Here is a 21213-nt window from a genome sequence, read left to right on the forward strand (position 1 = left end):
CAAGTCGATGCAGCGTAGATAACGTGAAGATCACAGAGTTGACGGAGGCTCACCTTCCGGTGGCTTCGGTGCTACAGCCGCCAGACTTCCGTCAAGACTTCGCGACCGGGGTGAACTCCACCGGAAGCGTGCGCAATCCACGCATGATGAGCCCTCCTCGCCACCTCAAATCGGCGGAATCTCCCGCGAGTTGCAGGTCGGGCAGGCGGGTCAGCAGCGTGGTCAGCGCGGTCCGGCCCTCCAGCCGGGCGAGGGGCGCGCCGAGGCAGTAGTGGATGCCGTGGCCGTAACCGAGGTGTTGGTTGTCACGGCGGGAGAGGTCGAGGGTGTCCGGGTTCTCGAACCGGTCGGGGTCCCGGTCGGCCGCCGCGAGCACGACGAGCACGGGGTCACCGGCCGCGATGTCCTGCCCGCCGATGCGGAGCGGTTCGGTGGCGAACCGCCAGGTGGCCAGTTCCACCGGCCCGTCGTAGCGGAGCAGTTCCTCCACGCCGGTTTCGAGGAGGTCCGTGTGACCTGCCGCGAGGGAGTCCTGCAGCCGCTGCCGCTGCCCGGGGTGGGTGAGCAGGGCGTAGGTGCCGTTCCCGATGAGGTTCACGGTGGTCTCGAAACCGGCGAACAGGAGGATGAAGGCCATCGCGGCGGCCTCGTTCTCGGTGAGGTGCTCGCCGTGGTCGGAGGCGCGGATGAGACCGGAGATGAGGTCCTCGCCGGGGGCGGGCTCGTCGGTGAGCTCCTGGCGCTTGCGGTGGATCAGCTCGGCGAGGTAGCCGCGCATCTTCTTGACCGACCGGGCGACACCGCCCCTCGGCCCTCCCCCGTGCCGGATCATCATCCCGGCCCAGTCGCGGAAGTCGTCCTGGTCCTCGCGCGGGACGCCGAGGAGATCGCAGATGGCATGGATGGGGAGCGGAAAGGCGAACTCGTGGATGAGGTCCGCCTCCCCCTTCTCGATGAACCCGTCGATCAGCTGGTCCGTCAGCTCCTGGACCCGGGACGCGAATTCGGCCACCCGCCGAGGGGTGAACGCCTTGCTGACGAGCCGCCGCAGCCGGGTGTGGTCCGGCGGGTCGATATTGAGCAGGTGGGTCATCAGCTCGGCCTTCCGCTCGCCCGGAATGCCGGTCCTGCCCTTCGCGTGCGCGGTCCCGTCGTGATGGGCGGGGTTCTTGCTGAGCCGGCCGTCGGCCAGGGCCTGCTTGGCGTCCGCGTAACGGGTGACCAGCCACGCCTCCACCCCGCTGGGCAGCTTCGTCCGATGCACGGGAGCGTGCTCACGGAGCCAGGCGTACGCCGGGTAGGGATCGGTCGCGAACTCCCAGCTGAAGAGTTCGGGGGCGGACTGCCCCGCGGGCGGCTGTGCAGGCGTTTCGGTCACTCCTCGACGGTATCGGGAGGCGCGGCGCGGGCCCGCCCGGCGTCCTGCCACGGCAGGAAGGGCGTCGGCCGCCCCTCTCAGCGGGACACCGATTTACGACGTCTTACGCTCTTCATCTGGGGCTGTCCCGAAATGTTTCCCCTCTTGACCGGACGGCGCTCGGCATACCTACATTCGCGAGCGTGGACCCCGAAATACTCCGGACCAGTTTCGCGGTCGTCGAAAGGCGGGCCGAGTTCGCGCTCAAGTACTTCTACTCGCATCTGTTCTGGCACCACCCCGATGTCCGCGCCCTGTTCCCCCTGGACTCCCCGGAGGACAAGGAACGCCAGCGGGACCGCCTCTTCACCGCTCTGTCGCTCGTCGTCGCACGCCTGGAGGGTCCGGGGCTGCACGAGTACCTCCGGGACCTGGGGCGGGACCACAGGAAGTACCTGGCACGCCCGGAGCACTACACGGCCGTGGGGGACAGCCTGATCGCCGCGTTCGCCGCCGTGTCCGGGTCGGCGTGGAACCCGGAGGTGGAGAAGGCCTGGGACGAGGCGTACGAGCTGATCTCGGACGTCATGCTGGACGGCGCGGGAGAGGCCGAGAGCCAGGGGGAACCGTCCTGGTGGGACGCCGAGGTCGTCGGCCGCACCGGGCACGGCGACGATCTCGCCGTGCTGACGCTCCGTCCGGACCGTCCCCTCCCCCACCTTCCGGGCCAGTACGTGAGTGTCGGCAGCCCCCGGGCTCCGGGCGTCTGGCGTCCGTACTCCGTCGGCAACGCGACCCGCCGCGACGGCACCCTCGATCTGCACGTCAGCCTCGTCGAGGACGGTGCCCTGTCCCCCGTACTGGTCCGGCGCACCCGGGAGGGCGATGTCCTGCGGCTCAGCGCGCCGGGCGGGCGGCTGACCCTGCGTACGCCGGTGGAGCGGCCCCTCACCTTCATCGCGGCCGGTACCGGCTGGGCCCCGGTGAAGGCCCTGCTGGAACAGCTGGCACGGGAGCCCGGCCCGTACGACGAGGCCCGGCTCTTCGTCGTCGCCCGCGACATCGCGTACCTCTACGACCGGGTCGCGCTCGAAGGGCTGCGCACGGGGCTGCCGTGGCTGGACGTCACCGTGATCACGCCCGCGCCGGGGCGGCCCAAGGGGCAGGCCACCGAGCGGCTGCTGACGGCGTTGGGCAACCGGGCCAACTGGGCTCGCCATGACGTCTATCTGGCGGGGCCGCCGGGGCTCGTCGAGGAGATCTCCTCGGTGCTTCCCCGGCTGGGCGCGGAACCGTCGCGGGTCTTCTGTGACGAGCTTCCGTCCACGGGGCGGGACGGCGACGGCGGTGACGGTCGGCCGCTGGGGCCCGGGGCGTGGCTTCTTCAGCGGCCCCGGCCCCACTGGCACCTGCCGGTGGGTTGTGACGGTGACTGAACGCTCCGCTGAACCGGGGACAGTATGTTGGCCGCGGGTGCGTCGTGGCGGGCCGCGCCCCTTCCGGGCGCGGTCAGGACTCCGTTGCTCGTATCGCGTCGCGGTAGGCGCGGGCTGCGGCGCGCAGGGATGCTTCCGGGTCCACCCCGGCCGCCTCCGCCCGTACCGCCAGGGCCAGTAGTTCGTAGCCGATGCCCTCTCCCCGGGGCAGGGGCACGTCCAGGTCCGCCGTGCGCGCGCGGGAGGCCAGCTTCGCGGCGAGCGCGAGGCCCGGCTGGCCGAGCGGGACGCCCTCCGTGACGGACGTGCGCTGCTTCTCCTCGGCCTTGGTGCGCAGCCAGTGCTCCTTGACCTCCTCGGGCGTGGAGGCGCTCTCGTCGCCGAACACGTGCGGGTGGCGGTGGATCAGCTTGGTGACGATGCCCGCCGCCACGTCGTCGATGGAGAAGGGCTCCGACCCGTCCTCCGGGCTGCCCTCCTCGGCGATCCGGGAGTGGAAGACCACTTGGAGCAGTACGTCGCCGAGCTCCTCGCGCAGCTCGTGCCGGTCGCCCTCCTCGATCGCCTCGACGAGTTCGTACGCCTCCTCGATGCCGTACTTGGCGAGGCCCTTGTGGGTCTGCTGGGACGACCAGGGGCATTCGAGGCGGATGCGGTCCATGACCTGGACCAGGTCGAGGAGGCGGGCGCCCGGGAGGTCGTACGAGGCGGGGAGCAGTTCGAGGTCGGGCATCTGGACACGGCCCGTGCCGGCCAGCCGGGACAGGCCGTCGGTCAGGCGCGGTTCGCCCTCGCCGGTGGCGACGACGGTGACCGTGCGCCCGCCGGCGCAGGCGTCGACCAGCTCCTGGGCGCCGGGCTCGGCCTCGTCGACCTGGATGCCGGCCTCGCGCAGGTACGGCAGCTGGGGGTGGGCGCCGTCCGCGCACAGGACGCGGTCGGCGCCGTGCAGCGCCTGCCAGGCGGGCCAGGACAGGAGTCCGGGGGCGACGCGGTGGCTGGTGGTGAGCAGGACGATGCGCCCCGGGCTAGATGCGTTCACACCCCGAACGTAACCCACCCCACCGACATCAAGGTCACGTGCTGTGGACAGCGGGGGCGTTCATGGGCCGCCCCATGGGCTTTCAGCGGTCACGCAGTCTGCTGGCCGGCCGCCGTGACGTCGCGCACCCAGGGCAGCTTGGCGTCGGTGCGGCTGCTCTTCTCGACGTCCCAGGTGCCGTAGCGGGGGTTCAGGTCGACGTCCAGTTTCCTGGAGGCCCCGGACAGCGCCTTCCAGAAGGCCGGCTGGCTGGTGTCCGTGCCGAGTTCGGCGGCGAGCTTCTGCGCCTCGATCTGGACGCGGAGGTTGTCGTCGAGCCGCTCGGGCGGGACTCCGTACTGCTGGAGCCAGCTCACTTCCAGGGCCTTCGCGCCGCCCGCCTGCTGTTCCAGGCCGGCGCGGGCCTGCTGGATCTCCTTGCGGGTGACGCTCACCCCCGCGTCCTGGGCGGCCTGCCGCAGTACCCGGTCGAGGACCATGCCGTGCAGGGTGTCGCGGGTGAGGCCGCCGGACTTGGAGATGGCCTGCTCGTACTGCGCCTCGTCCTTGGTGGCGGCCCGCTGTGCGGTCCGTACCTCGTTGACCCGGTTCTCCAGCTGGGAGACCGTGATCCGGTCGTCGCCGACGACGGCCGCGGCACCGGGATGCGCGTCGCTGCCACAGGCGGTCAGGAGAGGGGCCGCGGTGACGAGCGCGGCGGTGAGGAGGAACGCGGTGCGACGGCGGCGGTGCAAGGAAAACCTCCTGTAGGAGATTGTGCGACGGTGCACAAAGTCTTGCGGTGATCGATGTTAGGCAGGGGACCGGCTATCGGCCACCCATTCGACCCAACGATTCGCCTGGACTTCGGGCACCGTCCCGCAGTCCACTCCATCCGCACGCCGCACAGCGGTCCCTTCGGCGCGGCCGGTCAGCCTCGGACCTGCCCCAGCCACTGGAGGGTCCGGCCGATGTCCCCGACCAGCGGATGGCCGGGGCCCCGCAGCCGTTCGACGTCGTACTGGAGGCGGGCCAGCGTGTCGTGGGCGGCGGCCCGGTCGCCGAGGGCGAGGAGCAGATGGCCGATGCGGCGGCGTACCTCGAAGGAGAGTTCGGCGTCCTGGGCGACGTACTGGTTCTCGTAGTACGGCAGCAGCGCGCGGTACTCGGCGAGTGCCGCGGCCGGTTCGCCGAGCTGTTCGAGGCACTGGGCGGCCTCGTAGCGGAAGCGCAGGGACTGCGGGTCGGCCTGGCCCGCCTCGGTGGCCCGTTCGTCGGCGAGGCGGCGCAGTTCGGGCAGGGCGCGGCGGTACTGGCCGTCGTCCATCAGCGTGGCCGCGTACTGCTTGCGCAGGGTGCGCACGACCGGTGAGTGCTCGCCGTGCTCGGCGGCGGCGGCCGGGAGGATCTGGCCGAGGATGTCGACGGCCTGCGTGATGCGGCCCTCGCCTAGGAGGCGCTTGACCTCGTCGACCGCTCCCGCGACGTCGGGCTTCTCGACGGCGGGCGAGGCCTGCGGCTGCGCCGCGGGGGTGCGGGCGCGGTCCGGCCAGGGGGCGTGCGGGCGCAGGAAGGGGCGTGTGGGGTCGAGCGGCCCGCCGGACGGGATCCCGCGCGCGGGAAGCAGCGGCAGCAGCTGCTCGTACGTCTCCTGGGCGGAGTCGGGGCGGTGCTGCGGGTCCTTGGAGAGCAGCCGCAGCACGAGGGCTTCGAGTGCCTCGGGTACCTCGGGGCGCAGCCGGCGGACCGGCAGCGGCGGCTCGTAGAGGTGGCGGTGCAGCACACCGAGGGCGGTGGAGCCGGAGAACGGCACGTCACCGCTGAGCAGTTCGTGCAGGAGCACCCCGAGCGCGTACAGGTCGGTGTACGGGCCGACCGCGCCGCCCATCGCCTGCTCGGGGGCCATGTAGGCGGGCGAACCGATGGGTGAGCCGGTGTGCGTGAGGCGGGTGGTGTCCGTGTCCATCACCGACGCGACGCCGAGGTCGAGGACGGTGACCGTGCCGTCCTGCTTGATCATCACGTTCCGCGGCTTGAGGTCGCGGTGGACGATCGGCACGGCGTGCACCGCGGACAGCACGGCACACAGCTGCGCGGCGACCGAGACGGCCCACTGCCAGGGGTACGGGTCGTGCTCGGCCAGGTGGTCGGAGAGGTCGGCCCCGTCGACGTACTGCATGACGAGGAACAGCTCCTCGCCCTCGCTGCCCGCGTCGTGGACCGTGACCAGGCCGGGGTGGTCGACCTGCGCGGTCACCCGGCACTCGCGCACGAAGCGGCGGCGCAGCTCCTCGGCCTCCTGGCCCGCGACCTTGTCGGGCCGCAGCAGCTTGACGGCGACCCGCCGGTCCAGGCGCTGGTCGTACGCCGTCCACACCTGGCCCATGCCGCCCTGCCCGATGAGCGTGGACAGTTCGTAGCGGCCGGTGATCACACGTCCCGGCGCCACGGTCACCTGCCGTCCTCGTGCTTGCGGAGATAGTCACTCAGCTCGTCCAGCTCGGCGCGCACCTGGTCGATACGGGCGGGCGCGGGGCGCTGCGGCGGCGGGGTCGGCGCGGAGGGCTGCGACTGGGGCTGCTGGGGTATCGGGGCCATCGGCGGCACCGGCGTGTGCGGGCCGGCCGCGGCGTACGGGGGCTGCGGGTAGCCGTACGCGTGCGCCGGGGCCTGCTGATGCACCGCGTACGTCTGATGGGCGTAACCCAGTGCGTGGAAGTGGCGGATGTCCGCCGCGAGGTAGTACGAGATCGCGGGCACGAGGGAGCCGAAGAGCAGGGCCAGCCCCGTCCAGCCGCCAGGGGTGTGGATCTCATCGCCGGGCTCGGTGCCGAGCAGGACGAGACCGAGTGCCTCGGCCGCGAAAGTCGCCACGACCAGGCCCCAGTCGAGCGATTTGCGGGTCACCAGCGCCAGGCGCAGCATCATCGCCCAGCCGAGCAGGCCGAAGCTGCACACGGAGATCACCACGAAGAACACGCGCAGGAAGACCAGCAGCCCGGTCGAGGGTGGCGGCTTCACCGGCTGCGCCTGGCCGTGGCCTTGCATGGTTGCTCCTGGAGGCCTGATGGGGACGGACGGAGGTACGGACGTACAAGTGCGGAGTCCGAGCGTATAGGCCGACAAGGACAACTGGTCCAGGGTTGTACCGAACCGTTGTCGTGCTGGTCACCGCGTCCGCCCCAAGGGCCTCAGCCGGGCTCGACCGTGCCGTCCGTCAGACCGTCGTACATGCCCCGGACCAGCTGCTCGCCGAGGCGTCCCGCGAGCCGCAGCGTCTCCTCGAACTCGGCCAGCGCGCGGAACCGTTCGCCGTACGTGCGCTGCTGTTCCAGTGGCAGCCGGGGCAGTTGGAGACGGCGCACGTCGAGCCGGGTCGCGGTGGACGCGTAGCTGCTGGCCTGGCGGTTGTTGGCGGTGCCCCGCAGGAAACCGGCGAGGAACCACGGGTCGAGCGCGGCCGGGTCGGGCCGCAGCAGCACGAGGTTGCGGCCGAGGGCGGCGCCCGCGGTCGCGTCGTCGACCACGCGCGCGATGGAGCCGCCGCCGAGGACGGGCACGACGACGTCCCCCGTCTCGGTCAGCACGGGTTCCTCGTCGCTCTCGGGCAGCGTCCCGGACGGCGCCGTACCGCTGAGGACGTCGTGGTCGGTGAGCACGGGCACGCGCGCGTGGCCGCCGTTTCCTCCCGTACGGAGCTGGAGGGCGCCTGCGCGCGCGAGTTCGCCGATCGTGGTGAGCGGCCAGCGGGCGGGCGGGCGCGGATCGGCGGGGGGCGGGGTGAGGCGGCCGGTCAGCCGGAGGGTCTCGCCCAGCCGGTCGCGCACCCGCGCGAGCTGTTCGCCGCCGGCGGCGGCCGGGGGCGGCAGATGGCGGGCCGGGGCCAGGTCGACGTCGTCGTCGAGGAGTTCGATGACCGGCACGCAGCGGCTGAGTCCCGGCTGCTCCGGCACGGTGCCGGTCCGGTCGAAGGGCCGCCAGGCGTCGAGGACGGCGGCGCGCACGGCCTGCCAGTCGAGGCCGCCGCGGCTGTCCGCGGTGAACACACCGGTGTCGGCGAGCAGCACCTCGGGCTGCGCGGGCTGAGCGGTGACGGCCGGCTTGCGCAACACCCACAGATGCAGCGGGAGGTTGTACGGGGGCGCCGCGCCCGGCGGCAGGGCGATCACCGCGCGCAGGGCGCCGCGGCGCAGCAGGTCGGCGCGGATGCGGCGGCCCGAGCGGCGGGAGGCGGCGGCCGGCGGCATCAGGAGGACGGCGATGCCGCCTTCCTTGAGACGGGCCAACGCGTGCTGCACCCAGGCCAGTTCGGACTCGGTGCGGGCCGGGAAGCCGTACTCCCAGCGCGGGTCGTAGGCGAGCTCGTCGTGACCCCAGTTGCGCTCGTTGAACGGCGGGTGGCAGACGACGGCGTCGGCCCTGAGGCTGCCGTACGCGTCCTCGCGCAGGGTGTCGGCCGCGGTGGTGCGCACGACGGCGCGGGTGTTGAGGGCCAAGCGCAGTGCCGTCAGGGCCGCCAGCTCGGGGGCGCTGTCCTGGCCGTGGAGGTGCTGCTCCTCGCCTGCCGACGCGCCCTGCGCGGCGGCCGTCGCGCGCAACAGGGCGCCGGTGCCGCACGCCGGGTCGAGGACGGTCGCGGCCGGTCCGACGAGGTCGGCCATCAGGGCGGCGAGACCGGTCGGCGTGAGGGTGTACTGGCGCGGGTTCGCGTCGAGGTGCCTGCCGAGCAGGAACTCGTACGCCTTGCGGGCGTCCAGTTCGGCGGCGAGTTCGGCCGCGGCGCGCAACAGGGATGCCGACGCCTGCAGTTGGGCGGCGGTCGGCGTGTCGACGGCCCGCTTGCGGATCACGCCGAAGCGCGGGGTGAGGACCTGGTCGAGGGGCGTGGGCAGCAGTTCGGCGAGGCGGGCGTCGGAGCCGGCGCTCAACTCCAGCCAGACCGTGGGGCGGTCGTGGACGAGCAGGAGAGCGCAGCCGACGTGGATCAGGGCGGTGACAGGGCCCTGCGGGTGTCCGGCGACCTGCTGCCAGACGCGCTCGCGCAGGGGGACCTCGGCCAGCTTGCCCTGGGTGCGCAGCCAGTCCTCGACCTCGGCGAGCGCGAAGGAGGGGCTGGTCTCGGTGCCGCCGACGGGCTTGGGGAAGTCGGCGTGGCGGCGGCGCCAGTTGCTGACGGCCGCCCGGCCGACTCCGGCGAGCCGGGCGATCCCGGCCGCGGTGACCTCTGTCCCGTTCTCCTGCACCCGCCCGGCTCCCCTCGTCTGGTGTGACGTCTCGTCTGGTGTGTGACGTCCGGCTGGTCGTCCGGCGGACCGCTTCCGTCCGGCGTGTGGCGTCGAGCATAGCGATGCGGGCAAGGTCTACCCATTCACGGCCGTGTACACAACCATCTCCGCGAACCGTGTTGACTCGGTTCACATGCTCTGCTGTGATTGACCCATCGGATGAACGGCCGCCGGGTTCGAGGCGGTCGTCAACCTCTGGGGAGGGGACTGTCATGGGTGCCAAGGGCAAGATCGCGTTGGGCGTTGTCGTGAGCGTCGTCGTCATCGGCGCGGTGTCGGCGAACTCGGGCGACGGGGACAGCGGTTCCGGGAAGGGCAAGGACTCCGCGGCCTCCGCCGAGCGCGGGTCCGGCAAGAACTCCGACGCCGGATCGGACACGACCACGAAGAGCGACACCAAGGCCGACAAGCCGAAGAAGGCCGAGAAGAAGGCGGCGTTCCAGGGTGACGGCGACTTCCAGGTCGGCTCCGACGTGCGGCCCGGCACCTACCGGACCACCGGCAACACCGACGCGCTCTGCTACTGGGAGCGCTCGAAGGACGCCTCGGGCGAGATGGACTCGATCCTCGCCAACGACAACGTCAGCGGCACCAGCTACGTGACGATCCTGAAGAGCGACAAGCTCTTCAAGTCCAGCGGCTGCAAGGACTGGGAGGCCGTGGACGCGAAGGCCTCCGGCACCCCGGCCACCCGGATCAAGGGTGACGGCGGGATGCACAGGGTGGGCGCCGACATCGCCCCGGGCACCTACCGGTCCACCGGCAACACGGACGACCTCTGTTACTGGGAGCGGACCAAGGACTCCTCCCACTCGATGGACTCGATCATCGCCAACAACAACGTGTCCGGCTCGGCCGTCGTGACCATCGCCGCCGGGGACGCGTACTTCAAGACCTCGGGCTGCAAGGACTGGAAGAAGACCGGCTGACACCCGGCGCCCGACACCGGTCCGACTGACACCCGGCGCCGTCCGGCAGACACCCCGCACCGACCCGGCCGACGCGCCCCGCGTCCGCCCCGCGCCCTGGTCCGCCCTCCCACTCCCCCACCCCGCGCCACCTCTCCGCTCCACCTCGACCTTGAAGGAAACTGTCATGCGCCGTACCGCACTTGCCGCTCTCTGCCTCGCCGCCGCGGCGACCGCCTCGCTCACCGGCTGCCTGCCCGGCGGCGAGGACAAGGCGGACAGCAAGCCGAAGGGCCCGTTCGCCGGGCTGACCGGCGGCGAGATCGCCGACCGGGCCGTGGAGGCCACCTCGAACGCCTCGTCGCTGCGCATGAAGGGCGACATCCAGGACGACGACGGCAGCCGCATCGACCTGGACATGGCCCTCGACAAGAAGGGCAGATGCGCCGGCACGATGAGCGCGAACGGCCAGGGCGAGGCCGAGCTCATGATGACCGGGGACACCCTCTACATGAAGTACGACGAGAAGTTCCTGCGCGCCCAGGACGAGGACGCGCCGAAGGAGGAGACCGACGGAGTGGTGGCGATGCTGGCCGGCAAGTGGACCAAGATGTCCGCCAAGGGCTCGGACGCCAAGGACATGGCGAGCTTCTGCGACCTCGACACCGTCCTCGCGGACTTCCAGGACGTCAGCTCCGACGCCACCCGCGGCAAGACGGCCACGGTCGACGGCACCCCGGCGATCGTCCTGCACGAGAAGGACGGCAAGGACACGTACACCCTGTATGTGGCCACTGAGGGCAAGCCCTACCTGCTGAAGGTCATCAGCAAGTCCGCCAAGGACCCGGGCACGGTCACCTTCAGCGACTTCGACACGCCGGTCCCGGCCGAGACCCCCAAGGGCAAGATCCTCGACCTGGACGCGCTGGGCGGCTGACGGCCAACCGGCCTTCTCAAAAAGGCGTGTCTCAAAGGGCGTGCCGCACCCACACGTTGGGCTCGACGTACACCGCGTACCCGAGTGACGGCTCGCTGTGCACCGGCACCAGCGCGCCGGGCACCTCGACCTGGCCCTCCTTGTCGAACGGCAGCCCCGTCCACGCGCGCCACTCGTCGAGCGACGCGGCGACGGTCATCGACGCCGGGGCCACCGCCTCGATACGCGCGCCCGCCCGGACGTGGACCCGCAGCCACGGGTCGTGCGGCAGCCCGTCGTCACGCATCCGGAACGCGTACTCCTCCATCGCCGTACGCGGTTCCAGATGCTTCGCGCTCGGCCGCACCGGTGCGACGACCGCGCCGAAGCCCTTGGCCCGGGCGTTGTCACGCATCGCCGAGAGCATCCGTGCCGACAGGCCGGTGCCCTGGGCGTGCGGGGCGACGACGATCGAGATGGCGCTCACGGTGTCGGGCGTGACGCCGCTGCGCAGATCCCCGAACGCCCACACCAGCACCTCGTCCCAGCCCCGCGCCGGCAGCGCGCCCGCGCCCTCGTCCCCGAGGGCGAACGGCACGCTGTAGGCGTGCGCGACCACTTCGCCGCTCTCGTCCTCGGCGAACAGCACGTACTCCGGGAGTTCCCTGGCGATCCGGCCGTAGTGCGCGTTGCCGACGAGGTCGTTGCGCACGAACTCGGGCCAGGTGTCGGCCATCCCGGTCACCGCGTCGTACATCTCCGGACGCTCGGCGAGGCTCGCGATTCTCAGCACCATGCGGGACACGGTAGGCACCGGACCGGCTTCGGTGTAACCGCTTTTCCCGGCAGCGGCCGCCCCTCGCTGAGCCCCGCGGGGGTGCTCATACCCGCAGGAGCACGCCGGTCGGGGGCAGCCCCGCGACCTGTGCGCAGTGATCAGGCCGCCCTGCGCGCGTTCAGGCCGCCCTGCGCGTGTTCAGTCCGCCCCGCGCGTGTTCAGTCCGCGTGGAACCGGCTGGGCGCCTGCGTCGAGGTTCCGCCCGTGGGGAGCTTCTGCCCGGGGCAGGCGGACAGCACCTTCTTCATCGCGGACTTCTCCGCGCCGGTGACCCACAGCTCGTACTTCTTCTTCACGGCGACCTGCCGGGCCACGTACGTGCAGCGGTACGCCTTGTGGGGCGGAAGCCAGGTCGCGGTGTCCCCGTCACCCTTGCTGCGGTTGCGTCCGGCGTCGACGGCGAGGAGGTTCAACGGATCGTTGGCCAGCGCTATCCGCTTGCTCGCGTCCCACTTCTGCGCGCCCTTCTGCCAGGCGTCCGACAGCGCGACGAGATGGTCTATGTCGACCTCGCTGCGGCCGCCGCGGACGAAGGTGACGTCCTTGTCGGTGTACGGGTCGGGATCGAGCGTCCCCGACTTCACGCTGCACTCACCGTCGCTGAACTTCACTTCCTTCAGGTCCCGCTTGAGGATGTCGTCGCGGGTGTCGCAGCTGTTCGAGTCGGTGTCGGCCCAGGGGGTGCCGAACTTGTCCCGGTCGTATCCCGTCTTGGGCGCCCTCCCCTTGACGGTCAGTGAGTCGACGGCGGTGAGGGCGGCTCCCCCCGCACCCCCCGCCTCCTGCGGCCCGGCGGCACCGGTCGTCTCCGGCGTACAACCGGTCGCGGCGAGCAGCAGGGCCGCGACACCGGCGGCCCTGGTCCAGAACGTCACGGGCGCTCCCTCTTCTTCACCTGCCCATGTCCGCCCTGAGCGGGCGGTCTTCCTGCACCTCACCGTACTGGCCCGGAGGTTGGGCAAGAACGGCGTGAAACGGACTTACCGGGACTTCGGTCCGCACGTGGCGCACCACCGGCGTGATCGAGGTGGCGAGAAGCCCTCGGCCGTCGGAGTCGGTCGCCCGGACGCGGTCGCCGGGAGACCGCCTCTCGAAAGCCGTCCCTCGGACACCCGCCCCGCACACCGGCCCCTGGCGAAAGGCTGTCCCGCATCGCGCCGCTCACACCTTGCCGATTCCGAGTGTCGTCTCCGAGGGCAGCAGCCCCGATCCGAGCACCGCGACCCAGAACTCGCCGAGCAGTGCGGCGAGGTGTCCGTCGCCGCGGTGCTCGCGCAGGATCGTCGCGGCGTGCCACAGCTGCAGGTGCGGGGCCTCCGGCCACGGCAACCCGGCGTTGGCGGCGGCCAGAGGACGGCCGCCCGGGTCGACTGCCTCGGCCGCGCGCCGGGCCAGGGCGGCGGCCTCGGCGAGTTCGGCACTGTCGACGCGGTCGCCGAATATCGCCCGGTACGCACGGTCGATGCCCCTCCCCCGCGCCTCGACCACGGCCCCGGGGCTCGCTATGTCCCACGCCGGGTCCATGTGTTCGGCGACCATGCGCGGGCTGAAGCTGTAGAAGGCTGAGGCGACCTGCCCGCTCCCCACGGACCCCAACGGGGCGGCACGCAGCGGAAAGTAGCTCGGCCAGCGCTCCTCGACAGCGAAGCCGAGCGCCGCCGCCTCCTCGAAGACCTCCGGCGCGTAATAAAGCACGGCGTGCAGCGGCTCGATCAGATGCCACATCTGCCGCACCCGGCCGAGCGAGACCCCGGCGCCGTCACCATCACCCGACATCGCCCCAGCGACCTCAGCAGACATGACACATCCCCCTGACCCGTTCCCGCGCAACCCGGAGGAGGTGTTCCACACACTCACGGGCCTGCTGTTCCGGTCCGGGTGACCGGCCTGCTGTTCCGGTCCGCGTGACCACCGGTGGACCGTCGGCCCACAGATGATCCACGTGAACACCGGCAGGCCGACGGCCCACCGGGACCTCACGCCCCCGAGCCGGACGCCCCCGAACCGGAGCCACACGCCCCCAGCCCGAGCCCCACGCCCCCGGAACCGAAGCTACGACCCCAGAATCGAAGCCAGGAACTCCCCCGTCCACCCCAGCAACTCCCGTCCGACCAGCGGCTTGCCGCCGACCTTCGCCGTCTTCGGGCGCGGGACCAGTACCTGGTGGGCGGAGGGCTTGATCACGGTGCCCGGGTACAGGCGCTGGAGCCGCAGCTCCTGCGACTCCCGCAGCTCCACCGGCGCGAAGCGGATGTTGTTGCCCTGGAGGACGACCTCGCCGACGCCGCACGCCCGCGCGAGCATCCGCAGTCCGGCCACCAGGAGCAGGTTCTCCACCGGCTCGGGCAACTTCCCGTAACGGTCGACGAGTTCCTCGCGTACGGCCTTGATGTCGTCCTCGGAGTTGACCGAGGCGATCGAGCGGTAGGCCTGCAGCCGCAGCCGCTCGCCCGGCGCGTAGTCGTGCGGGACGTGCGCGTCGACCGGCAGCTCGATCTTGACCTCCAGCGGCGCCTCCTCCACGACACCGCCCTCCATGGAGGCGCGGTAGTCCGCGACCGCCTCGCCCACCATGCGTACGTACAGGTCGAAGCCGACTCCGGCGATGTGGCCCGACTGCTCGCCGCCCAGCAGGTTTCCGGCGCCGCGGATCTCCAGGTCCTTCATCGCCACGTACATGCCCGCGCCCATCTCCGTGTGCTGGGCGATGGTCGCGAGACGCTCGTGGGCGGTCTCCGTGAGCGGCTTCTCCGGGGGGTACAGGAAGTACGCGTAACCGCGGTCGCGGCCACGACCCACCCGGCCGCGCAGCTGGTGCAGCTGGGAGAGGCCGAAGTTGTCGCCGCGCTCCACGATCAGCGTGTTCGCGTTCGAGATGTCGATGCCCGATTCCACGATGGTCGTGGAGACGAGGACGTCGAACTTCTTCTCCCAGAAGTCGACGACGACCTGTTCCAGGGCCTGTTCGGACATCTGGCCGTGGGCGGTCGCGATCCGCGCCTCCGGCACGATCTCGCGCAGCCGGGCCGCGGCCCGGTCGATCGACTCGACCCGGTTGTGGATGTAGAAGACCTGGCCCTCCCGCAGCAGCTCCCTGCGCACCGCGGCACCGATCTGCTTCTCCTCGTAGGGGCCGACGAAGGTCAGGACCGGATGCCGCTCCTCCGGCGGGGTGGTGATCGTGGACATCTCGCGGATGCCCGTCACCGCCATCTCCAGGGTGCGCGGGATCGGGGTCGCGGACATGGTCAGTACGTCCACGTTGGCGCGCAGCTTCTTCAGCTGCTCCTTGTGCTCGACGCCGAAGCGCTGCTCCTCGTCGACGACGACGAGTCCCAGGTCCTTGAACTTGGTCTCCGAGGAGAAGAGCCGGTGGGTGCCGATGACGACGTCCACCGAGCCCTCCCGCAGGCCCTCCAGGGTGGCCTTCGCCTCGGTGTCGGACTGGAAGCGCGACAGGGCCCGTACGTTGACGGGGAACTGCGAGTAGCGCTCGCTGAACGTCCCGAAGTGCTGCTGCACCAGCAGCGTGGTGGGCACGAGGACGGCGACCTGCTTGCCGTCCTGGACGGCCTTGAAGGCCGCGCGGACCGCGATCTCCGTCTTGCCGTAACCGACGTCGCCGCAGATCAGCCGGTCCATCGGAACCGTCTTCTCCATGTCGTCCTTGACCTCGGCGATGGTCGTGAGCTGGTCGGGCGTCTCGGTGTACGGGAACGCGTCCTCCAGCTCGCGCTGCCAGGGCGTGTCGGCTCCGAAGGCGTGCCCGGGGGCCGCCATCCGCGCCGAGTACAGCCTGATCAGGTCCGCCGCGATCTCCTTGACGGCCTTCTTGGCGCGCGCCTTGGTCTTCGTCCAGTCGGCGCCGCCGAGGCGGTGCATGGTCGGGGCCTCGCCGCCCACGTACTTGGTGATCTGCTCCAGCTGGTCCGTGGGGATGTAGAGGCGGTCGCCGGGCTGGCCGCGCTTGGCCGGCGCGTACTCGACGACGAGGTACTCGCGGGTCGCGCTCTGCACGGTCCGCTGGACCATCTCGATGTAGCGGCCCACGCCGTGCTGCTCGTGGACGATGTAGTCGCCCGTCTCCAGGGTCAGCGGGTCGATGGTCTTGCGGCGGCGGGCCGGCATCCGGGCGCCGTCCTTGCCCGCGGCCTTCTGCCCGGTGAGGTCGGTCTCGGTGAGCACGGCGAGTCTGAGCGCCGGGTCGACGAACCCGTAGTCGATGGAGCCGCACGCCACCTGCACGACCGAGGGCGCCAGCGCGCCGAGGTCCGACTCCAGGCGGGCCGCGATGCCCTCGCCGCCGAGCACCTCGACCGTACGGGCCGCCGGGCCGTGGGCCTCGGTGACGAACACCGTGCGCCAGCCGTCCGCGAGCCAGCCCTTGGTGTCCGCGAGGGCCTTCGCGGTGTCGCCGCGGTAGGTCTCGGGCGCGTGCATCCCGAGCTTCAGGGTGTCCGCGTCCAGCTCTTCGTCCGCCGCGAACTGCGACACCGACCACCACATCATGTCCAGCTCGCGGGCCCGCTCCCGGACGCCCGCGATGGACCACAGGGACGCCGCGTCGACGTCGATCGGGGCCTCGCCGCCGCCCGCCGTCGCCGCCCAGGACGCCTGCAGGAACTCCTGCGAGGTCGCCACCAGGTCCGCCGCGCGCGTACGCACCCGCTCCGGGTCGCACACCAGGGCCATGGACCCCTTGGGCAGTACGTCGATGAGCAGCTCCATGTCGTCGACGAGCACCGGCGCGAGGGACTCCATGCCCTCGACCGCGATGCCCTCGGCGATCTTGCCGAGCAGCTCGCCCAGCTCGGGGTGCTCCTCGGCGAGGGCGGCGGCCTTCGCCCGTACCTCGTCCGTGAGCAGCAGTTCCCGGCAGGGCGGCGCCCACAGTCCGTGCTCGGCGACCTCCAGGGAGCGCTGGTCGGCGACCTTGAAGTAGCGGATCTCCTCGACGTCGTCGCCCCAGAACTCCACACGCAGCGGATGCTCCTCGGTGGGCGGGAAGACGTCCAGGATCCCGCCGCGTACGGCGAACTCGCCGCGCTTCTCGACCAGCTCCACCCGGGCGTACGCCGCTGCCGACAGGCCCTTCACGATGTCGCCGAGGTCGACGCTCTGGCCGGACCGCAGGGCGACGGGCTCCAGGTCGCCGAGGCCCTTGACCTGGGGCTGGAGGACCGATCGCACGGGGGCGACCACCACGGAGACCGGGCCGGTCTCCGGGTCGTCGGGGCGCGGGTGGGCGAGCCTGCGCAGGACGGCGATGCGGCGGCCCACGGTGTCGCTGCGCGGGGACAGCCGCTCGTGCGGCAGCGTCTCCCAGGACGGGTACTCCACGACGGTGTCGGGCGGCAGGAGTGAGCGCAGGGCCGCCGCGAGGTCCTCGGCCTCTCGGCCGGTGGCCGTGACCGCGAGTACCGTGCGGCCCGCCTCCCTGGCCAGGGCCGCCACCGCGAAGGGCCTGGCGGCGGGCGGGCCGACCAGGTCGACGTGCATGCGGTTGCCGTCGCCGGCGGCCTTCACCGCTTCGGTGAGTGCGGCGTCCTTGACGACGGCGTCGAGCAGACCGTGCAGGCTCATGAAGGGTTTCCGTCCGAGGAGCTGGGGGCTTGGGGGGGTGGGATGGGCAACGCGAGCCGCCCGACACGTCTGACGGGCCGGGGGTGTCCAGGGTACGACGCCGGGGTCCTCCCCGCCCGCCCCTGTGGACAGCGGGGCCTTTTCCCGCCCCCGCCGCCCCTACCCTCCCCGTCACTGCATGAGGGCTCCGCCCCCTCGCCCCCGATTGCGCGGTTCCCCGCGCCCCCAAGGACCTGGGCACTTAGGGGCGCGGGGAACCGCGCAGTCTTTTGCGCCCGCCCTCACCGGCCCGCAGACGCCGAACAGCCCGGTGCCGCCGAGTCCGAAGACTCGGCGGCACCGGGCTCCCCCGTTTCCCCCGGCCCGCGCAGCTACTCCGTCGCGATCGCGTTCAGGACGTTCATCCGCCCCGCCCGGAACGCCGGCACCAGCGCCGCGAACAGTCCCACGAAGGCCGAGCCGATGAAGACCCCGATGATCGTCGGCCACGGGATGTCGAGGACCTTCAGGCCCTCCAGGGCGAGGAGCTTCTGGGCGGTGGCGCCCCAGCCCATGCCGAGGCCCAGGCCCAGCAGCGCTCCGAAGAGCGCGATGACGACCGACTCCAGGCGGATCATGCGGCGCAGCTGGCGGCGGGAGAGGCCGATGGCGCGCATCAGGCCGATCTCGCGGGTCCGCTCGACGACCGAGAGGGCCAGGGTGTTCACGACGCCCAGCACCGCCACGATGATCGCGAGGGCCAGCAGGCCGTAGACCATGTTCAGGAGCTGGCCGATCTGGTCCTTGAGCTCCTGCTTGTAGTCGGTCTGGTCACGGACCTGGTACTGCGGGTAGGCGTCCAGGGACTTCTTCAGCGACGCGTACGCCGTCTTCTCCTGGCCCTCCTTGGCGGTGGCGAACATCATGTCGTTCGGCGGCATCCTGTCGGCCGGGACGTACTGCTCCAGCGTGGTGATGTTCAGGTAGCGCGAGCCCTTGTCGAGGGCCGTGTCGTCGTTCGTGATCGCCGCGACCTTCAGCTTCGCGCTCTGCCCGCCCTTGAAGGCGACGGTCATCGTGTCGCCGACCTTCACACCGTGCTTCTCGGCGTAGAGGGAGCCGATCGACATCGCGTTCCTGCCGTACGCCGCCGACAGGTCACCGGCGATCGTCTCGCGGCGCAGGTCACTGGCGTACGTCGGGTCGGCGGCCGTGACGTCGCTGTCCTCGGTCTTGCCGTCGGGCGAGGTGAGCTTCGCCTCGACGATCTTGTAGCTGGTGACGTGCTCCAGGCCGGGCGTGTCCTCGATGGCCTTCTGGGCCTGCGGGACGATCCGCTGGTTGCCCTGGACGATGAAGTCCGTGCCGACCGACTTGTCGAGTTCCTCCGTCGCGGAGGCGACCATCGAGGAGCCGACCACGGAGAGGCAGGCGACCAGTGCGAGGCCGATCATCAGGGCCGCGCCGGTGGCGCCGGTGCGGCGCGGGTTGCGCAGGGCGTTGCGTTCGGCGAGGCGTCCGACGGGGCCGAAGCCGCGCAGCAGGAACGCGCTGAGGAACCGGACCACACCGCCCGCGAGCAGCGGGCCGATGATGACGAACCCGATGAGCGAGAGCACCACACCGATGCCCAGCATCGACGCGCCGTCGCTCGCCTTGTCGGCGCCGGCCGCCGTGAAGAGGGCCGCGCCTCCGGCACCCGTGAGGGCCAGGCCGATCAGTCCGCGGATCCAGCCGGCCTTGCCGTCGGCCGGCGTACCGGCGTCGCGCAGTGCGGCCATCGGGGAGACCTTGCCTGCGCGGCGGGCCGGCAGGTAGGCGGCGAGGACGGTGACGACGACGCCGAGGACCAGTCCGATGACCGGGGTCGTGGCCTTCACGGTGAGGTCGTCCGTGGAGAGGTTCATGCCCGCCATCGACATGAGCTTCATGAGGCCGATCGCGATGCCGACGCCGGCGGCGACGCCCAGGATCGAGCCCACGACGCCGAGGAACAGTGCCTCGATGAGTACGGACCGGTTGACCTGCTTGCGGGAGGAGCCGATGGCCCGCATCAGGCCGATCTCCCGGGTGCGCTGGGCGACCAGCATCGAGAAGGTGTTGATGATGAGGAAGATGCCGACGAGGAAGGCGATTCCGGCGAAGCCGAGCATGGCGTACTTGATGACGTTCATGAACTCGCCGACGCCCTCGCGGCTCTCGTCCGAGAACTCCTTCTGCGTCTGGACCTTGAACGTCCCGTCGGCGGAGGTGAGCTGCGCGGACACGTTCTGCTTGAGCTGCGTGTCGGTCACGCCGGCGGCGGCCGAGACGTTGATCTGCGTGAACCGGCCGGTGGAGCCGAGCAGTTCGCGCTGTGCGGTGGCCGTGTCGAAGTAGACGACGGCGGCACCGGGGTTGGTGATCTTGAAGGTGGCGATACCGACGATCTTCGCCGTGAAGTCACCGGTGACGGCGATCGTGCGCAGCTCGTCACCCATCTTGAGGTGGTGCTTGTCCGCGGTGTCGGCGTCGACCATCACCTCGGTGGGACCGCGCGGGGCGTGCCCGGAGGTGATCTCCATCGAACGCAGGTCGTTCTTCGTCCAGTTGCCCGCGATGGTCGGGGCGCCGGTGCTGGACCCCATGTTCTTGTTGTCGCTGTTGACGACGGTCACGTTCATCGAACTGACCGCGCCCTCGGCGGACTTGACACCCTCCGCCTTCCGCGCCCGCTCGACGACCGAGGCGGGCAGCGACTCCGGCTTGCCGTTCTGCGGGGTGTCGTCGGCCTTGGCCGCCTTGGGCGAGACCGTGACGTCGGACGAGGTCGTCGCGAAGAGCTTGTCGAAGGTCGTGTTCATCGTGTCGGTGAAGACGAGCGTGCCGCACACGAAGGCCACCGACAGCAGGACCGCCACGGCCGACAGGGCCATCCGTCCCTTGTGCGCGAAGAAGTTGCGCATCGAGGTCTTGAAGACGGTCATGACGTGCGCCCCCGGGCGTCGAAGTCCTTCATGCGGTCGAGAACGGCGTCGGCCGTCGGCCGGTGCATCTCGTCGACGATCCGGCCGTCGGCCAGGTACAGCACGCGGTCCGCGTAGGAGGCGGCTACCGGGTCGTGCGTCACCATCACGATGGTCTGGCCCAGCTCGTCGACCGAGCGGCGCAGGAAGCCCAGTACCTCGGCGCCGGCCCGGGAGTCGAGGTTCCCGGTCGGCTCGTCACCGAAGATGATCTCGGGCCGGGCGGCCAGGGCGCGGGCCACGGCGACGCGCTGCTGCTGGCCGCCGGAGAGCTGGTTCGGCCGGTGCTTCAGACGGGAGGACAGGCCGACGGTCTCGACGACCTGCGCCAGCCACGCCTTGTCCGGCTTGCGGCCCGCGATGTCCATCGGGAGCGTGATGTTCTCCAGGGCGCTCAGCGTCGGCAACAGGTTGAACGCCTGGAATATGAAGCCGATGCGGTCCCGGCGGAGCTTGGTGAGCTTCTTGTCCTTGAGCCCGGTGATCTCGGTCTCGTCCAGGTAGATCTTTCCGGCGGAGACGGTGTCGAGACCGGCGAGGCAGTGCATCAGTGTGGACTTGCCGGATCCCGAGGGGCCCATGATCGCGGTGAAGCGGCCCCGCGCGATGTCCACGTCGACCTGGTCCAGGGCGACGACACGGGTCTCACCGGACCCGTACGCCTTGACGACCTGCCGCGCCCGCGCGGCAACGGCCGTACGCTCTCCAGTGCCCCCGTGCCTGGGAATGGTTACAGCCGATGTCACGGTATGTCTCCTAAGTCGGCCACTGTCAGGACAGTGACGGTCTGCGGTACGTGGTCTGCGGTACTGGTCTGCGGTTGCCCGCGTCGAGCGGTCGAGCCCTGCTGGTACGTCGTGCGGTCGAGCCCTGCGAGTTCGTCGT

General features: G+C 71.1%; 15 protein-coding genes. 3 read left to right on the plus strand and 12 right to left on the minus strand.

The window, feature by feature from the left end:
- Nucleotides 1-91: 91 nt before the first annotated feature.
- Nucleotides 92-1378, minus strand: coding sequence for a cytochrome P450 family protein (locus OHS59_RS18635; RefSeq protein ID WP_328494536.1), 1287 nt, complete (start codon nucleotides 1376-1378; stop codon nucleotides 92-94).
- A gap of 182 nt (nucleotides 1379-1560) precedes the next feature.
- Between OHS59_RS18635 and OHS59_RS18640 the strand changes: the two genes are divergently transcribed.
- Nucleotides 1561-2793 (plus strand): globin domain-containing protein, encoded by a 1233-nt coding sequence (locus tag OHS59_RS18640; RefSeq protein ID WP_328494537.1) that lies wholly within the window; start codon nucleotides 1561-1563, stop codon nucleotides 2791-2793.
- Between the two features lie 73 nt (nucleotides 2794-2866).
- On the opposite strand, the gene OHS59_RS18645 is transcribed toward OHS59_RS18640, so the two are convergent.
- From OHS59_RS18645 to OHS59_RS18665, 5 genes are all read right to left on the minus strand, one after another.
- On the minus strand, nucleotides 2867-3853 hold the full coding sequence (locus OHS59_RS18645) for a nucleoside triphosphate pyrophosphohydrolase (RefSeq protein WP_443061464.1): 987 nt from the start codon (nucleotides 3851-3853) through the stop codon (nucleotides 2867-2869).
- A 71-nt stretch (nucleotides 3854-3924) separates the two neighbouring features.
- Nucleotides 3925-4569, minus strand: coding sequence for a SurA N-terminal domain-containing protein (locus OHS59_RS18650; RefSeq protein WP_328494539.1), 645 nt, complete (start codon nucleotides 4567-4569; stop codon nucleotides 3925-3927).
- A 176-nt stretch (nucleotides 4570-4745) separates the two neighbouring features.
- The gene (locus OHS59_RS18655) at nucleotides 4746-6227 is read right to left on the minus strand and encodes a serine/threonine-protein kinase (protein WP_328499264.1); all 1482 of its coding nucleotides are present in this window, start codon (nucleotides 6225-6227) and stop codon (nucleotides 4746-4748) included.
- Nucleotides 6228-6265: 38 nt separating this feature from the next.
- The gene (locus OHS59_RS18660; RefSeq protein WP_328494540.1) at nucleotides 6266-6862 is read right to left on the minus strand and encodes a hypothetical protein; all 597 of its coding nucleotides are present in this window, start codon (nucleotides 6860-6862) and stop codon (nucleotides 6266-6268) included.
- 143 nt (nucleotides 6863-7005) lie between these two features.
- Nucleotides 7006-9057 (minus strand): N-6 DNA methylase, encoded by a 2052-nt coding sequence (locus OHS59_RS18665; protein WP_328494541.1) that lies wholly within the window; start codon nucleotides 9055-9057, stop codon nucleotides 7006-7008.
- Between the two features lie 254 nt (nucleotides 9058-9311).
- On the opposite strand from OHS59_RS18665, the gene OHS59_RS18670 reads away from it, so the two are divergent.
- Nucleotides 9312-10028, plus strand: a complete 717-nt coding sequence (locus OHS59_RS18670) for a hypothetical protein (RefSeq protein ID WP_328494543.1) — start codon at nucleotides 9312-9314, stop codon at nucleotides 10026-10028.
- Between the two features lie 166 nt (nucleotides 10029-10194).
- A complete protein-coding gene (locus tag OHS59_RS18675; RefSeq protein ID WP_328494544.1) occupies nucleotides 10195-10944 on the plus strand; it encodes a hypothetical protein in 750 nt (249 codons plus the stop codon).
- Nucleotides 10945-10975: 31 nt separating this feature from the next.
- Here OHS59_RS18675 and OHS59_RS18680 read toward each other — a convergent pair whose 3' ends face one another.
- From OHS59_RS18680 to OHS59_RS18705, 6 genes are all read right to left on the minus strand, one after another.
- Nucleotides 10976-11719, minus strand: a complete 744-nt coding sequence (locus OHS59_RS18680) for an N-acetyltransferase (RefSeq protein ID WP_328494545.1) — start codon at nucleotides 11717-11719, stop codon at nucleotides 10976-10978.
- Nucleotides 11720-11919: 200 nt separating this feature from the next.
- Nucleotides 11920-12636 (minus strand): HNH endonuclease family protein, encoded by a 717-nt coding sequence (locus OHS59_RS18685; RefSeq protein ID WP_328494546.1) that lies wholly within the window; start codon nucleotides 12634-12636, stop codon nucleotides 11920-11922.
- Nucleotides 12637-12922: 286 nt separating this feature from the next.
- Entirely contained in the window at nucleotides 12923-13561 is a 639-nt protein-coding gene (locus OHS59_RS18690) for an SCO6745 family protein (protein WP_443061465.1), read from the minus strand.
- Nucleotides 13562-13813: 252 nt separating this feature from the next.
- Complete coding sequence (gene mfd, locus OHS59_RS18695) at nucleotides 13814-17344, minus strand: transcription-repair coupling factor (RefSeq protein WP_328494547.1); 3531 nt, start codon at nucleotides 17342-17344, stop codon at nucleotides 13814-13816.
- Between the two features lie 371 nt (nucleotides 17345-17715).
- Entirely contained in the window at nucleotides 17716-20289 is a 2574-nt protein-coding gene (locus tag OHS59_RS18700) for an ABC transporter permease (RefSeq protein ID WP_328494548.1), read from the minus strand.
- Nucleotides 20286-21074 (minus strand): ABC transporter ATP-binding protein, encoded by a 789-nt coding sequence (locus OHS59_RS18705; protein WP_328494549.1) that lies wholly within the window; start codon nucleotides 21072-21074, stop codon nucleotides 20286-20288. The genes OHS59_RS18700 and OHS59_RS18705 overlap by 4 nt, the downstream gene beginning before the upstream one ends.
- Nucleotides 21075-21213: the final 139 nt, after the last annotated feature.

Source organism: Streptomyces sp. NBC_00414 (genome assembly GCF_036038375.1).
In the GTDB taxonomy this organism is placed as follows: domain Bacteria; phylum Actinomycetota; class Actinomycetes; order Streptomycetales; family Streptomycetaceae; genus Streptomyces.